Below are 13979 nucleotides of genomic sequence, written 5' to 3'. Positions count from 1 at the left end.
GATTGATTTTCAACAGGCAATACGTTATGATAAAAACAACTAAGACGGTTTCTGATGTAACTGGCGACTAAAGTGGATCAAACCACGGTGGAGCATCAGATCATACGGCCGGTCGCCTGGGCAAAGAGCAGCGTGCGAAAGCATGTCATGCTCTTTTTTCGTCTTCCAGGCGATTTCAGCATGATTTCAGGTATACTAGTAACATGATTCATCGACATTTTTCGCCATCCAAGGCGGTCAAACCGGGAGGATTATATGTTATGAAAATCGCCATCGGCGCCGATCACGGCGGTTACCGCCTCAAGGAGGAGCTCGCTTCCTTCATCCGGTCGCTCGGTCATGTAATCGAAGATGTCGGCTGCAATTGCGAGCAATCCGTGGACTATCCTGATTATGCGCTTCCTGTCTGCGAAAGAGTAACAAGCGGGAAGGCGGAACGCGGAATTCTGGTCTGCGGCACCGGAATCGGCATGTCAATAGCGGCCAACAAAACGGCCGGCATCCGGTGCGCACTTGTGCACGATACCTTCTCGGCCAAGGCAACCCGTGAGCATAATGATACGAATGTGCTGGCGATGGGAGAACGCGTTATCGGACCCGGGCTTGCCCAGGAGATCGTCCGAATCTGGCTGGAAACCCCGTTCTCGGAGGAGCAGCGTCATGTTGGCAGGATCGGCAAGGTCATGAAGCTTGAAGAAAATGCGTCTTCTCCCTCAACTGTAATTTGAATCTGTTTTTGCCATCCGGCGCAAGCTGCCGTTCCGGCGATTGTTATTTCAGAGGGTAGCACCATGCTTCGCAGCAAGCGGAAGATGCGAATTGAAGGAGTGTCAGGTGATGAACCGGGAACTGAAGCTGGATACGATTGCAGGTGATGTTGAAGCTGTTGTCCGTGAGCTGGCGCATGCCGCTCAGCTTCGCAGCGGACAGCTTCTGGTAATTGGCGCAAGCACGAGCGAGGTCATCGGTCAGCGGATTGGCACATCAGGCACGCTGGAAACAGCCAAAGCGGTTTATGAAGGCGTCGAGGCGGCACGCCGTGACATTGGCTTTCACCCCGTTTATCAGTGCTGCGAACATTTGAACCGGGCGCTTGTGATGGAGAGGGATATCGCAGAGCGGTATGGACTGGAGATTGTAGGAGCCATCCCTGTGCCGAAAGCCGGCGGTTCAATGGCTTCCTACGCCTACCGGCAGTTGTCCGATCCCTGTCTGACGGAGACGGTGCAGGCGCATGCCGGACTGGATATTGGCGATACGTTCATAGGCATGCATCTGCGGCGTGTTGCTGTTCCGGTCAGGCCGACAATCCGTTTCATTGGAGAAGCGCATCTGACAATGGCTTATACGCGTCCAAAGCTGATCGGCGGCATCCGCGCCGTATATACGGAGGAAGAGGCCGGCATTCCGGGCAGTTCAGTTGCTGAAGCCTTTACGGATACATCCCCAGGGGGCCCGGAGTCTCCGGGCGGCACATGCGACTAGAGGAAGTTGATTCGGAGATTTTGACCACATACCGCGTTACTTAACAACCGCCAATAAACATGTTTTGTGAATTGTTTCTGACCAATGGCTTCTTAACAAGCTTCAAAGGCCTGTCAGCGCAATGCAAGGGACTGTTATAGAAGGCGTTACATTTAAGGAGGATAAACAAAACAATGGAACATTTACGCAAACAAGACCCTGAATTGGTAAAAGCGCTCGGACTTGAGCTGCAGCGTCAGCGCGACAACATTGAGCTTATCGCGTCCGAGAACATTGTCTCCGAAGCTGTGCTGGAAGCAATGGGAACCGTATTGACGAACAAATACGCCGAAGGCTACCCGGGCAAACGCTACTACGGCGGCTGCGAGCATGTGGATATAGCCGAGAACATTGCCCGCGACCGTGCCAAAGAGCTTTTCGGCGCAGAGCATGTCAACGTACAGCCTCATTCCGGCGCTCAGGCGAATATGGCGGTTTATCTTGCAGCGCTGAATGCGGGCGATACCGTGCTTGGCATGAATCTGGCGCATGGCGGGCATTTGACGCACGGCAGCCCGGTTAACGCATCCGGTATTTTGTATAATTTCGTCTCTTACGGCGTCAATGAGAATACATTCACGATCGATTATGAAGAAGTCCGGAAGCTTGCATTCAAGCACCGTCCGAAGATGATCGTAGCAGGCGCCTCGGCTTACCCGCGTATCATTGACTTTGAAGCACTGGGCAAAATCGCAAATGATGTCGGCGCACTGCTGTTCGTCGATATGGCGCATATTGCCGGTCTGGTTGCGGCCGGTCTGCATCCAAGCCCGGTGCCGCACGCCCATTTCGTTACCACCACGACGCATAAAACGCTTCGCGGACCCCGCGGCGGCTTGATTCTGTGCCGTCAGCCATGGGCGCAAGCGATCGATAAAGCCGTATTCCCTGGTTCCCAGGGAGGACCTTTGATGCATATTATTGCCGCCAAAGCGGTTGCTTTCGGCGAAGCGCTGGATCCATCATTCAAAGTCTACGGCAAAAACGTCGTCGATAACGCCAAGGCGCTGTCTGAATCGTTGATGGCCCAAGGCATTAATATCGTATCCGGCGGAACAGACAATCACCTGATGCTGATTGATCTGCGCAGTCTGAACATTACCGGCAAGGATGCGGAGCATGTACTGGATTCCGTGCAAATCACAGTCAACAAAAACGCCATTCCATTCGATCCGACCAGCCCGTTCATTACCAGCGGCGTGCGTATCGGTACTCCAGCGGCAACTTCACGGGGAATGGGCGTCGAAGCGATGAAGACCATTGCAGAAATTATCGCCATGACCTTGAAAAACCCGAAAGATGAAGCGGTGCTTGCCAAAGCACGCGGCATGGTCAGCGACCTGACCTCCCAATACCCGCTTTATCCCGGATTGAAATATTAAAAAAGCTTCATAACAAGGAAAGCGAAGAGGCTGCTGCGCAAGTCCACGAGGACAGCGCCGCAGCCTTTTTTGCAGCACCGGCCTGATACAGCCCTAATGTTTACCAAAAACGGCAGAAAGACATGGTTTATTCATGCTATGATGGAACTAATCCTACGAAAAGCGGGTGATAGCTATGGGTGGTTTCCTTATCATTGTTCTCGCTGTCATTATTATCTTTTTTATCGTATCGCGATTGAACAATCAGAAATCACAGAGCAGGGGATCGCGCGGGATGGCTTCAACCAAGCGCAAGCCGCCGGAGGCTCTCGGCGTACCTTCAGGACATCCCGCTCGACCGGCGGCAGAGCGTCTTGAAGCTGTGCTGACCGCCGATATGGAAGCCAGGGTAAAGGACCGCGTCTTGAGAAACAGGCCTTCTATGCGTGACGGCGAGTGGCAGTGGCTGTGGTTTGAATTGAAACGTTATTTCCTGATGTGCGCCATTATGCGGGGCGTACCGATGTATAGTGGGAAGGTTGATGAGGTTTGGCATGAAATGCTGATGTTTACCCGGGAGTATGAACAGTTTTGCATCCAGTTGAGCGGCGGATTTATTCATCATGCGCCGCATGGGGACGGAGCAGGGCCGGATCAGGGCGAACGGGCTTGGTTTGACTGGATTTACGGGGAGCTGTTTGTGCAGACGCCTGTGAGCAGCCAGCTGTGGGGAGCCTTCTACCGGACTCCGCTTACACCGCAGCGGATGGAAGCGCTGGAGCAGCTAAGCGCGAATGAACTCCGCGGACATTATTTTAATGTCAAGGCTGCAGAGAAGTTTCCTGATTTAAGTGCCGCGGTTGACTATTTAATTCAAAGGGGCCAGGAACTTGCAGCAGATGCACGGAGCGGCACAGGCAATCCATACGATAGATATGAAACGGGCCGGGGTACCCAATGGTCTGATCCGCTCATGATGACAGGAGCGCTATCAGGTGCGTTATTCATGTCCTCCATACTCCCGCCCGATCAGTTTGCGAACGAGATGGATGCCGCTCACAGGAAAGAACAGGGTGGCTCCGCGAGCAGCTGCGGATCAAACTCTTATGTGTGCGACAGCGACAGCTCAGGTAACGGTAACGGGGGCCACGATGGAGGCGGTTCTTCCTGCGGATCGGGCAGCGACGGCGGCGGCTCCTCCTGCGGGGGAGGCGGCTGTGGAGGCGGAGGAGACTGAGTCTATATTCCCAAAGCCATGGAACGCACTAAATCTTGGAGGTCCTTCGACTCACCGATCAACCGGCGTCCGTCTATTCGGACTGGCCGGTTTTTTAATATTTACAGGAGAAAATAATTCAAAAGAACCGTTTCTTCTTGATTTTTACTGTGCAGTGCATAATGAAGCTACCGATGCTATAATAGACGAGGTTGTGATAGGATTGTAAAGAATGAGGATGTTCCAGGAAGGGACGCAAAGCTTTTACAGGAGGATGAAACCAATGGGCAAATTGACGATTTGTGACCACCCGCTTATCCAACATAAGCTGACGCATATTCGCGACAAAGGTACCAATACGAAGGATTTCCGCGAGCTGGTGGACGAAGTGGCAACGTTAATGGCCTATGAAATTACACGGGATGTTCCCTTGGAACCGGTGCCGGTAACAACGCCGGTCACAGAAGCGGTAGGCCAGGTGATATCCGGCCGCATGCTCGGTCTTATCCCCGTGCTTCGCGCGGGCCTTGGAATGGTGGATGGCATGCTTAAGCTGATTCCGGCGGCCAAGGTTGGTCATATTGGTCTGTACCGGCATCCGGATACATTGGAGCCGATCGAGTACTATGTGAATTTGCCCGCGGATGCAACCGAGCGGATGCTGATCGTCATTGATCCCATGCTCGCCACTGGCGGATCGGCCAATGCGGCGATCGAGACTCTGAAGCAGCGCGGCTGTCTCCAGATTAAGCTGATGTGTTTGATTGCAGCGCCTGAAGGTGTTGCAGCCGTCCAGAAAGACCATCCCGATGTGGATATTTTCATTGCCGCACTTGACGAGCGCTTGAATGAGCACGGTTACATTGTTCCCGGTCTGGGAGACGCCGGCGACCGCATGTACGGTACGAAATAGCGGGGAAGTTTTGCGGCATACGCAGTTTCAATGTCACCGGAGAACACACATAACGCATTAATTTATCATAGGAGTGACAATCATTGGCTAAACTGAAGGTAATGACTATTTTTGGCACGCGTCCGGAGGCTGTAAAGATGGCTCCGCTTGTTCTGGAGCTGCAGAAACATCCGGATGAGATCGAATCGATTGTTTGTGTGACGGCGCAGCATAGGCAAATGCTGGATCAGGTGCTTGACTTTTTTGAGATCAGACCGAATTATGACCTGAACGTGATGCAGGATCGCCAGACGTTGACGGGAACGACCGTACGGGTGCTGGAAGGGCTTGAGCCTATTCTGCGGGAATCGAAGCCTGATATCGTGCTCGTCCATGGCGATACGCAAACTACTTTTCTGGCGAGCTATGCTTCTTTCATTCAGCAGATTCAGGTGGGTCATGTCGAGGCAGGCCTGCGTACGTGGAACAAAATGTCGCCTTATCCCGAGGAGATGAACCGCCAGCTCGCGGGCGTCCTGTCCGATATCCATTTTGCCCCGACCGAGCAGGCGGCCAGCAACCTTCGCCAGGAAAACAAGCCGGAGTCCGCCATTTATGTAACGGGCAATACAGCTACGGATGTTTTCGAGTATACGGTGGACAAGTCGTTCACCCATCCCATTATCGATTGGGCGGACGGAAAACGCCTGGTGCTCATGACGGCGCATCGCCGTGAAGCGCTTGGACAGCCTCACCGCAATATTTTTCAGGCGGTGAAACGGATTGCCGACGAGTTTGCAGATGTGGCTTTCGTTTATGCGGTTCATCCGAATCCGGCCGTCCGCGAGCCTGCCAATGAAATTCTGGGCGATCATCCCCGGATCAAGCTAATCGATCCGCTCGACGTATTCGAGTTTCATAATTTCTATCCTCATACCTACATGATTATGACCGACTCGGGCGGGTTGCAGGAAGAAGCGCCTTCATTCGGCGTTCCGACCTTGGTGCTGCGGGATACAACGGAGCGCCCTGAAGGGATCGAGGCGGGAACGCTCGAGCTTGTCGGCACGGACGAAGAAGTTGTATATACACGCGCCCGTGCTCTTCTCAAGGATGCCGGACTTTATGAAAAAATGAGCAAAGCGGCAAATCCCTACGGCGACGGTCAAGCTTCCCAGAGGATTGTACAGGCGATTTTGCATCATTTTGGGAGAAGGAAAGAACGGCCTGTCCCGTTCACACAACGTTCATAGTTAAGTCCAAATCGCCGCATGTTGCCAAACACCACAGCATACAGTGGTACTGTATGGTTTGCGATCTTGGAAAACCTTGATATAGCAAGGCTTTTCGGGGTCGCGTTCACAAACTGTTTGAATTTATATCAATTGACAAACGTCACTTCGCTTGGATAAAATGTATAAGGATTAACAGAGGTAAAGCCATGAATAAAAAGGGTATGGGAGACAACCCCTGGCGAGCTGCAGGGCTGGTTGGTGTAATGGGGCTTGACTTCGCAATTTGCATCTTACTGGGCTATTTTGTCGGCAAATGGATAGGTGGTTCGCAAGCCTGGATCATTGGCGGTGTGCTTGTTGGTCTGGCTGCCGGTATTCTGTCCTGCGTGTTGCTTGTCAAGGTTGTATTGGAGGACACCGATGAATGAGATCTTTAGGAAAGCAATGCGATCAGCTCTCTATCTGATGTCACTCTGCATCGTAGTATGGCTGCTTGTTCCATCTTTGAAGGCCATAGCCGCCGGAATCGTTGCAGGCTGCGCGGCAAGTTTGTTCAATGCATATCTTCTGCGAAGGCGTATTGATCTTCTCGGACAGATCGTTGTTGATCAAGGGCCAAGAAGGATGAGCATCGGCATGGCCGGAAGGCTTGCTACTGTTCTGTTTGTCGTCATGATTGCCAATAAGTTTCCTCAACATCTGAATGTAGCCGCTACATTGTCTGCATCTTTCTTTGTACAGATAGCTGTTTTTCTAATCACGGCCGTAACCTATTCAAAGCATAGCGGAAAGGGGTGAAAACAAAAGCATGCATTTATTTCCGATTATTGACGTTGGAGGCTTTCACATTGATCTTTCCACCTGGTTGTCCATCATCGTGTCCTGCCTGATTGTTTTTATTCTGGCACGGGTGGCAGTGGGTAATCTATCGGTGACCAATCCTTCAAAAATGCAAAATTTTATGGAATGGGTTATTGAATTCGTTCACAATACCATTGCAAGCACGATGCCGCTCAGCAAGGCAAAGAGTTTCATTAATTTGGGTATGACCCTGATTCTGTTCATCTTTGTATCCAATTTATTAGGGCTCCCATTCGGTATCATTACCGAGCATCATGAACCGTTTACTTTCGCGGGAACTGAAATCGTTTCCGAAGCCCAACTGGTCGAGGATGGCGGTCACGCGCATGTTGGTTGGTGGAAATCACCGACAGCCGATCTGGCTTGTACAGCGGGACTTGCGATTATAGTGATCTTTATGGTTCACTTCCTTGGTCTGAAGCAGAATCGTAAACACTATCTGAAGCATTACATTGAACCGTATGCTATTTTCCTCCCGCTCAATATCCTGAAGGAACTAGCTAAACCGCTTACGCTCTCACTCCGTTTGTACGCTAACATTTTCGCTGGTGAGGTTCTGATTTCCACGATTTTGATGCTGGGAGTAGTCGGTATTCCACTCCTCGCCGCCTGGCAGGCATTCAGTTTGTTTGTTGGGGCGATTCAAGCCTTCCTGTTTACCATTCTTACCATGGTTTACATTTCGCAGGCGACAGTTCATGAAGAAGATCATTAACAGGCACAAATCCCGCTACTTAGGAGGCTTCCAGCTCTTCTGACGGGAGTCATATATACTGGCACGACAAAAATAACCTACTATTAGGAGGATTTCAAAAATGGAATTTTTGGCAGCAGCATTGGCAATTGGTTTGGGAGCATTGGGTGCAGGTATTGGTAACGGTATGATCGTCAGTAAAACAGTTGAAGGGATTTCCCGTCAGCCTGAGCTTCGCGGTACGCTTCAAACCACTATGTTCATCGGTGTTGGTATCGTCGAGGTTGTTCCAATCATTGGCGTTGTAATCGGCTTCCTTCTCTATTTCGGAGCTTAGTATCCATATAACGGGTTGGCGGGGTTGGCCAAGGCCATCCACGCCTTCGTTTTGATTGGCACAATTATTATGATTCAGGTTTATGGAAAGGAGTGTCAACTATGGAGTTTGTGTGGGAATCGACAGTATTTACCATCATAGCGTTCCTGGTGTTGTTATGGTTGCTGAGCAAATATGCCTTCGGACCCTTGATGGGCATTATGGAACAGCGCAGACAGCTGGTGCAGGATCAAATAAAAACAGCAGAAGAGAGCCGTCTGCAAGCGAGCCAGCATCTTGAAGAACAGAAGCAAGCTCTTCAGCAGGCACGCAAAGAGGCTTATGAAATTATCGAGCAATCAAAAGTAACCAGTAATAAGCAGGCGGACGACATTATGCAGTCTGCAAAAGCTGAGGCAACCCGTTTGAAAAATGAAGCGGTCAGCGATATTGAAATTGAAAAGAATAAGGCAATTGCCGCACTTCGCAGTCAAGTTGGCGGCATGTCTGTTATGATCGCATCCAAAATCATCGAGAAGCAAATCGATGAGAAATCGCAAGAAGAGCTCGTTGAGCAATACCTGAAAGAGGTAGAAAGCAAATGAGCCGCGACGGCGTAGTTGCAAAACGTTATGCGAAGGCGTTGTTCCAAATTGCACAGCTGAATCAAACGATTGCTGAAAACCAGGAACAGCTTAAATTAGTAGTTGAGGTTATTGAGAAGAATGCGGAAATTCGCAAATTTCTCAGCTTTCCCAACATCGAAACATCCAAAAAAATCGCTTTGGTCAAAGGCGCTTTTTCCGATAAAATCTCAGAATCCGTTCTGAATACACTGGAACTTCTTATTATCCGCGGCCGTCAGGGAATCATTGGCGGCGTCTACGAAGCATATACGAAGCTTGCTGGCGAAGCGCTGGGCCAAGCCCATGCAACGGTGTATACAGCTAAGCAGTTAAGCGCGGAAGAGTTGTCCAAAGTACAAGCGAGATTCGGTGCAATTGCCGGCAAAAAAATTGTTGCGGAACAAATCTTGAAACCGGAGCTGCTCGGCGGTGTGCAGGTGCGCATCGGCGACCGTCTTTATGACGGCAGCCTGCTAGGCAAGCTTTCTCGTTTGGAACAATCATTGAAAACTCAAGCATTGTAGATAGGGGTGAGCGGAATTGAGTATCAGACCTGATGAAATCAGCACACTGATTAAACAACAAATCGAACAATTTAAATCCGAGATTCAAGTTGTCGATGTCGGTACGGTCATCCAAGTCGGTGACGGTATTGCTCGCGTTCATGGACTCGAAAACTGTATGGCAGGAGAACTGCTCGAATTCTCCAATGGCGTTATCGGCATGGCCCTCAACCTTGAAGAAAGCAATGTCGGTGTCGTTATCATGGGACCTTATACAGGTATTCGTGAAGGCGATCAAGTGAAGAGAACCGGTCGTATTATGGAGGTTCCTGTAGGTGAGGCGCTTCTTGGACGTGTTGTTAACGCACTGGGTGAGCCAGTGGATGGCAACGGTCCTGTCAACACTACAGAGGCGCGCCCGATCGAATCGCCGGCTCCAGGCGTTATGGCCCGTAAATCGGTATTCGAGCCGATGCAAACAGGTATCAAGGCAATCGATGCAATGATTCCGATCGGCCGCGGACAACGGGAGCTGATCATCGGTGACCGTCAAACCGGCAAAACCCAAATTGCCATCGATACGATCGTTAACCAAAAAGGCAACGGCGTTATCTGTATTTATGTGGCAATCGGACAAAAGCAATCCACTGTCCGTACGGTAGTAGAATCGCTTCGCAAGCAAGGTGCGCTTGATTACACAATCGTAGTTACCGCGAGCGCATCCGAGCCATCCCCATTGCTCTACATTGCCCCTTATACAGGCTGTACGATGGGTGAGTACTTTATGTACAGCGGCAAGCATGTACTGGTTATCTATGATGATCTGTCCAAACAGGCTGCCGCATACCGTGAGTTGTCCCTGCTGCTCCGCCGTCCTCCAGGTCGGGAAGCTTATCCGGGCGACGTTTTCTACCTGCATTCCCGTCTTCTGGAGCGTGCAGCCAAGCTGAATGATGAGCTCGGCGGCGGTTCGCTGACAGCACTCCCATTCATTGAGACGCAAGCGGGCGATATCTCCGCTTACATCCCGACCAACGTAATTTCGATTACGGATGGACAAATTTTCCTTGAGTCCGATTTGTTCTACTCCGGCCAACGTCCGGCTGTTAACGTCGGTAACTCCGTATCCCGGGTAGGTAGCTCGGCGCAAATCAAAGCGATGAAAAAGGTTGCGGGCACGCTCAAGCTTGATCTTGCCCAATACCGTGAGCTCGCTGCATTTGCCCAATTCGGGTCGGATCTTGATAAAGTAACGCAATCCCGTCTGAACCGTGGTGAGCGGACACTGGAAATTCTCAAGCAGGGCGTTAACCAGCCGCTGCCTGTTGAACGCCAGGTTGTATCTCTCTATACGGTAACCCGGGGACATGTTGACGATATTCCGGTTCAAGACATTCGTCGTTTCGAAGCTGAATTGCTGGCTTATGTGGATGCAAGCAAACCCGAGATTTTCTCGTCGATCCGCGATACCAAGGATTTAACTTCCGATAACGAGAAGGTTCTTATTGAAGCGATTAATACGTTCAAAAAAGGCTTTTCCGCATCGGCTTAATTCGGGGCAAGCTTATAAGCCTGGACTTAAGCGGAATAGAGCCGGATTCACTTCGTTAAGGGAGTCCGGCAATAAGGTGGTGACAACGAATTGGCTAAGGGTATGCGCGAGATTAAGCGTCAGATCAAGAGTACGCAGAATACCAAACAAATTACGAAAGCAATGGAAATGGTTGCTGCAGCCAAGCTCAGACGGGCTCAGGAGGCGGCAGTCGCTTCAAGACCTTACACGGACAAAATCCGCGAAGTCGTCGCCAGCATCGCAAACAGCGGCGGCAATGTGAAGCATCCTATGCTGCAAACCCGTGAAGTGAAGCGGACGGCCTACCTGGTCATCACGTCGGATCGCGGACTTGCCGGCGGCTACAATGTCAACGTGCTTCGTAAAATAGCTTTGACATTGAAGGAGAAGCACTCTTCCGCCAACGAATATGCGCTTTTTGTCATTGGACGAAAAGGCCGGGATTACTTCAAACGCCGGGATATTGCAGTCGTTCAGGAAACTACGGGCTTATCGGATTCCCCCAAGTTTGCCGACATCAAATCCATTGCAAATGCGGCCGTTAAGGGCTTTGAGAGCGGTGCGTATGACGAATTGCATGTTGTCTATAATCAATTCCATAATGCCATCACCCAGATCCCTGTTGTGAAGCGTTTGCTGCCGCTGGAGCAGATTGAAGTAACTGGCGCTAAAGCCAATTACGAGTATGAACCGTCTGCCGAGGAAGTGCTTGACGTTCTGCTGCCGAAATATGCGGAAACGGTCATTTACAGTGCGATTCTTGAAAGTAAAGCAAGCGAGTTCGGAGCAAAAATGACGGCAATGGGCAGCGCGACGAAAAACGCGACCAAGATGATCGCCGGATTAACGCTTACGTACAACCGTGCGCGTCAAGCGGCTATTACCCAGGAAATAGCGGAAATTGTCGGCGGAGCGAACGCCCAGCAATAAGAAATGTCAATTTATGTAGTAGGAGGGACATCAATGAGCAAGGGACGCGTTATCCAGGTAACGGGACCAGTTGTCGATATTGCTTTCGAAAACGGTCATTTGCCGGACATCCTAAATGCAATAAAGATTGAAACAAAAGCTCAAGACGCTGGCGGACGCGACATTAATCTGACCGTCGAAGTAGCGACTCACTTGGGCGACAATATGGTGCGCTGTGTAGCCATGTCTTCCACAGACGGTCTGGTCAGAGGAACGGAAGTTGTCGACCTTGGCAAACCGATTACTGTACCGGTTGGACCAGCTACACTAGGCCGCGTGTTTAACGTGCTTGGCGATCCGATTGACAATAATGGCGATGTTGACCGGACGCTTTCGAATCCGATTCACCGTCAGGCTCCTCCATTTGAAGAACTCTCTACCTCCCAGGAAATGCTGGAGACGGGTATCAAGGTTATCGACCTGATGGCTCCATACTCCAAGGGCGGTAAGATCGGTCTCTTCGGCGGCGCGGGTGTTGGTAAAACCGTAACGATGCAAGAGTTGATTCATAATATTGCGCAAGAGCACGGCGGTATCTCCGTTTTCGCCGGTGTAGGCGAGCGTACCCGCGAGGGTAATGACCTGTACCACGAGATGAGCGATTCCGGCGTTATCAGTAAAACAGCAATGGTATTCGGTCAAATGAATGAGCCCCCAGGCGCGCGTCTTCGCGTTGCGCTGACGGGTCTGACTATGGCTGAATATTTCCGTGACGAAGAAGGCCGTGACGTGCTTCTGTTCATCGATAATATTTTCCGCTTTACTCAAGCCGGTTCAGAGGTTTCCGCTTTGCTGGGCCGTATGCCATCAGCGGTTGGTTACCAGCCGACGCTGGCGACAGAAATGGGTCAGCTGCAGGAGCGTATCACTTCGACCAAAAAAGGATCCGTTACATCGATTCAGGCGATCTATGTTCCTGCCGATGACTATACCGACCCGGCGCCGGCAACAGCGTTTGCCCACTTGGATGCAACGACTAACCTGGAGCGTAATATCGCGGCAATGGGTATTTTCCCGGCTGTTGATCCACTTGCTTCCTCCTCCCGGATTCTGACACCGGAAATTCTGGGCGAAGAGCATTATCAAGTGGCGCAGGGCGTTAAGAAATTGCTCCAACGCTACAAAGAGCTTCAGGATATTATCGCGATCCTGGGTATGGATGAATTATCCGAGGAAGATAAAAGTATCGTTTTGCGTGCTCGCCGTATCCAACTGTTCCTGTCGCAGCCTCTTCACGTTGCCGAAGCGTTCAATGGTATACCTGGTGTTTACGTATCGGTTAAAGACACCGTACGCAGCTTCAAAGAAATTCTTGATGGCAAACATGACGATCTTCCGGAACCGGCGTTCCACAATGTCGGATCGATTGAAGAAGCAGTCGAGAAGGCGAAAAAGCTCGCACAAGGGCTGTAATAAGCCGCTTATGGAGGTATCGGGATGAGCACCTTTTTATTAGAAATCGTCACGCCTGAGCGGAAGGTTTACGCTGAGGATGTCAATATGGTGATCGTCAAAGGGCAGGAAGGCGAGCTGGGGATTCTACCGAATCATATCCCGCTTGTCACGCCGCTCAGGATCGCTCCGATTGTGATTAAGAAAGACAGATCCGAAGAAGTCATTGCCGTGAACGGCGGGTTTCTTGAGGTTCGCAAGGACAAGGTTGTCATACTGGCTGAAAGCGCGGAGCTGCCTGGCGATATCGATATCGATCGCGCACAGGAAGCAAAGCGGCGGGCTGAGGAACGTTTGGATAGCAAACGTGACGAATATGACCACCGGCGTGCAGAGCTTGCTCTGCAGCGGGCGATCAACCGTCTGGAAGTCAAGAATCGGATTAATCGATAACAAGATGGACCGCCACACTTTTGTGTGGCTTTTTTTTTGCCTTTTAGCATTTAATCGTTTCATTCCAAGGACTAGGGAAGAATAGGAATGGACGCCACAGAATGGCTGGAGGTTCCTGCTGTAAATTTAAAGGCACTGCACCTGCTGTATGATTCGTTCCCTATGAATACGGCAGTAGGCCGTTAATAAAAATTGACGATATACGATATGCCGTCTATACTGAATCGAGAATAGTTCTCAGTGGTCTTGAGTCGGACTGAACTTTAGCATAGCAGTGCTTTTTTTGAAAGAATCCGAAGGAAGAATCATGTTAGCGCCGCAGTGGGACGGAGCCATGCTGTTCTTCTTTTCAGTACATATGGCG

General features: G+C 50.8%; 16 protein-coding genes and 1 riboswitch. All 16 genes read left to right on the top strand.

Annotated features, from left to right (window positions below):
• Positions 1-46 precede the first annotated feature (46 nt).
• Positions 47-129, top strand: a riboswitch (ZMP/ZTP riboswitch).
• Positions 130-260: 131 nt separating this feature from the next.
• The 16 genes from rpiB (at position 261) to AC0YOB_RS18515 (ending at position 13615) form a co-directional block, all read left to right on the top strand.
• The gene (rpiB, locus tag AC0YOB_RS18590) at positions 261-728 is read left to right on the top strand and encodes a ribose 5-phosphate isomerase B (RefSeq protein WP_475794041.1); all 468 of its coding nucleotides are present in this window, start codon (positions 261-263) and stop codon (positions 726-728) included.
• A 109-nt stretch (positions 729-837) separates the two neighbouring features.
• A complete protein-coding gene (locus AC0YOB_RS18585; protein WP_475794040.1) occupies positions 838-1485 on the top strand; it encodes a TIGR01440 family protein in 648 nt (215 codons plus the stop codon).
• Between the two features lie 173 nt (positions 1486-1658).
• A complete protein-coding gene (locus tag AC0YOB_RS18580; RefSeq protein ID WP_475769601.1) occupies positions 1659-2906 on the top strand; it encodes a serine hydroxymethyltransferase in 1248 nt (415 codons plus the stop codon).
• A gap of 274 nt (positions 2907-3180) precedes the next feature.
• Positions 3181-4122, top strand: coding sequence for a glycine-rich domain-containing protein (locus AC0YOB_RS18575; RefSeq protein ID WP_475794039.1), 942 nt, complete (start codon positions 3181-3183; stop codon positions 4120-4122).
• A gap of 262 nt (positions 4123-4384) precedes the next feature.
• Complete coding sequence (gene upp, locus AC0YOB_RS18570; protein ID WP_210039064.1) at positions 4385-5014, top strand: uracil phosphoribosyltransferase; 630 nt, start codon at positions 4385-4387, stop codon at positions 5012-5014.
• A gap of 83 nt (positions 5015-5097) precedes the next feature.
• Positions 5098-6246: a non-hydrolyzing UDP-N-acetylglucosamine 2-epimerase gene (gene wecB / locus AC0YOB_RS18565; protein WP_475794038.1), complete on the top strand. Its 1149-nt coding sequence runs from the start codon at positions 5098-5100 to the stop codon at positions 6244-6246.
• Positions 6247-6434: 188 nt separating this feature from the next.
• Positions 6435-6656, top strand: a complete 222-nt coding sequence (locus tag AC0YOB_RS18560) for a hypothetical protein (protein ID WP_475794037.1) — start codon at positions 6435-6437, stop codon at positions 6654-6656.
• Positions 6649-7026: an ATP synthase subunit I gene (locus AC0YOB_RS18555; RefSeq protein WP_210039062.1), complete on the top strand. Its 378-nt coding sequence runs from the start codon at positions 6649-6651 to the stop codon at positions 7024-7026. Before AC0YOB_RS18560 ends, AC0YOB_RS18555 begins: the two co-directional genes overlap by 8 nt.
• 10 nt (positions 7027-7036) lie before the next feature.
• On the top strand, positions 7037-7804 hold the full coding sequence (atpB, locus tag AC0YOB_RS18550; RefSeq protein ID WP_210039061.1) for a F0F1 ATP synthase subunit A: 768 nt from the start codon (positions 7037-7039) through the stop codon (positions 7802-7804).
• A gap of 100 nt (positions 7805-7904) precedes the next feature.
• Positions 7905-8120 (top strand): F0F1 ATP synthase subunit C, encoded by a 216-nt coding sequence (atpE, locus tag AC0YOB_RS18545; RefSeq protein WP_036583039.1) that lies wholly within the window; start codon positions 7905-7907, stop codon positions 8118-8120.
• Positions 8121-8221: 101 nt separating this feature from the next.
• Positions 8222-8704, top strand: coding sequence for a F0F1 ATP synthase subunit B (gene atpF / locus AC0YOB_RS18540; RefSeq protein ID WP_475794036.1), 483 nt, complete (start codon positions 8222-8224; stop codon positions 8702-8704).
• A complete protein-coding gene (locus tag AC0YOB_RS18535; protein WP_475794035.1) occupies positions 8701-9249 on the top strand; it encodes a F0F1 ATP synthase subunit delta in 549 nt (182 codons plus the stop codon). The genes atpF and AC0YOB_RS18535 overlap by 4 nt, the downstream gene beginning before the upstream one ends.
• Before the next feature lie 16 nt (positions 9250-9265).
• On the top strand, positions 9266-10780 hold the full coding sequence (gene atpA, locus AC0YOB_RS18530; protein WP_210039059.1) for a F0F1 ATP synthase subunit alpha: 1515 nt from the start codon (positions 9266-9268) through the stop codon (positions 10778-10780).
• A gap of 90 nt (positions 10781-10870) precedes the next feature.
• Positions 10871-11731: an ATP synthase F1 subunit gamma gene (gene atpG, locus AC0YOB_RS18525; RefSeq protein WP_379114452.1), complete on the top strand. Its 861-nt coding sequence runs from the start codon at positions 10871-10873 to the stop codon at positions 11729-11731.
• Positions 11732-11764: 33 nt separating this feature from the next.
• Positions 11765-13183, top strand: coding sequence for a F0F1 ATP synthase subunit beta (gene atpD / locus AC0YOB_RS18520; RefSeq protein WP_210039058.1), 1419 nt, complete (start codon positions 11765-11767; stop codon positions 13181-13183).
• 24 nt (positions 13184-13207) lie between these two features.
• Complete coding sequence (locus AC0YOB_RS18515; protein WP_210039057.1) at positions 13208-13615, top strand: F0F1 ATP synthase subunit epsilon; 408 nt, start codon at positions 13208-13210, stop codon at positions 13613-13615.
• Positions 13616-13979 lie beyond the last annotated feature (364 nt).

The organism is Paenibacillus sp. JT31N17 (assembly GCF_056269255.1).
Note: the sequence above shows the minus strand (reverse complement) of the source record. Positions and strands in the feature narration are given on the sequence as shown.

Bases quoted from the DNA above. Each gene is read 5' to 3' on its own strand.
- AC0YOB_RS18560 (WP_475794037.1), top strand. From the start codon at position 6,435: ATGAATAAAAAGGGTATGGGAGACAACCCCTGGCGAGCTGCAGGGCTG.
- atpD (WP_210039058.1), top strand. From the start codon at position 11,765: ATGAGCAAGGGACGCGTTATCCAGGTAACGGGACCAGTTGTCGATATT.
- AC0YOB_RS18555 (WP_210039062.1), top strand. From the start codon at position 6,649: ATGAATGAGATCTTTAGGAAAGCAATGCGATCAGCTCTCTATCTGATG.
- AC0YOB_RS18575 (WP_475794039.1), top strand. From the start codon at position 3,181: ATGGCTTCAACCAAGCGCAAGCCGCCGGAGGCTCTCGGCGTACCTTCA.
- AC0YOB_RS18580 (WP_475769601.1), top strand. From the start codon at position 1,659: ATGGAACATTTACGCAAACAAGACCCTGAATTGGTAAAAGCGCTCGGA.
- rpiB (WP_475794041.1), top strand. From the start codon at position 261: ATGAAAATCGCCATCGGCGCCGATCACGGCGGTTACCGCCTCAAGGAG.
- atpB (WP_210039061.1), top strand. From the start codon at position 7,037: ATGCATTTATTTCCGATTATTGACGTTGGAGGCTTTCACATTGATCTT.
- AC0YOB_RS18535 (WP_475794035.1), top strand. From the start codon at position 8,701: ATGAGCCGCGACGGCGTAGTTGCAAAACGTTATGCGAAGGCGTTGTTC.
- atpE (WP_036583039.1), top strand. From the start codon at position 7,905: ATGGAATTTTTGGCAGCAGCATTGGCAATTGGTTTGGGAGCATTGGGT.
- AC0YOB_RS18585 (WP_475794040.1), top strand. From the start codon at position 838: ATGAACCGGGAACTGAAGCTGGATACGATTGCAGGTGATGTTGAAGCT.
- AC0YOB_RS18515 (WP_210039057.1), top strand. From the start codon at position 13,208: ATGAGCACCTTTTTATTAGAAATCGTCACGCCTGAGCGGAAGGTTTAC.
- atpF (WP_475794036.1), top strand. From the start codon at position 8,222: ATGGAGTTTGTGTGGGAATCGACAGTATTTACCATCATAGCGTTCCTG.
- upp (WP_210039064.1), top strand. From the start codon at position 4,385: ATGGGCAAATTGACGATTTGTGACCACCCGCTTATCCAACATAAGCTG.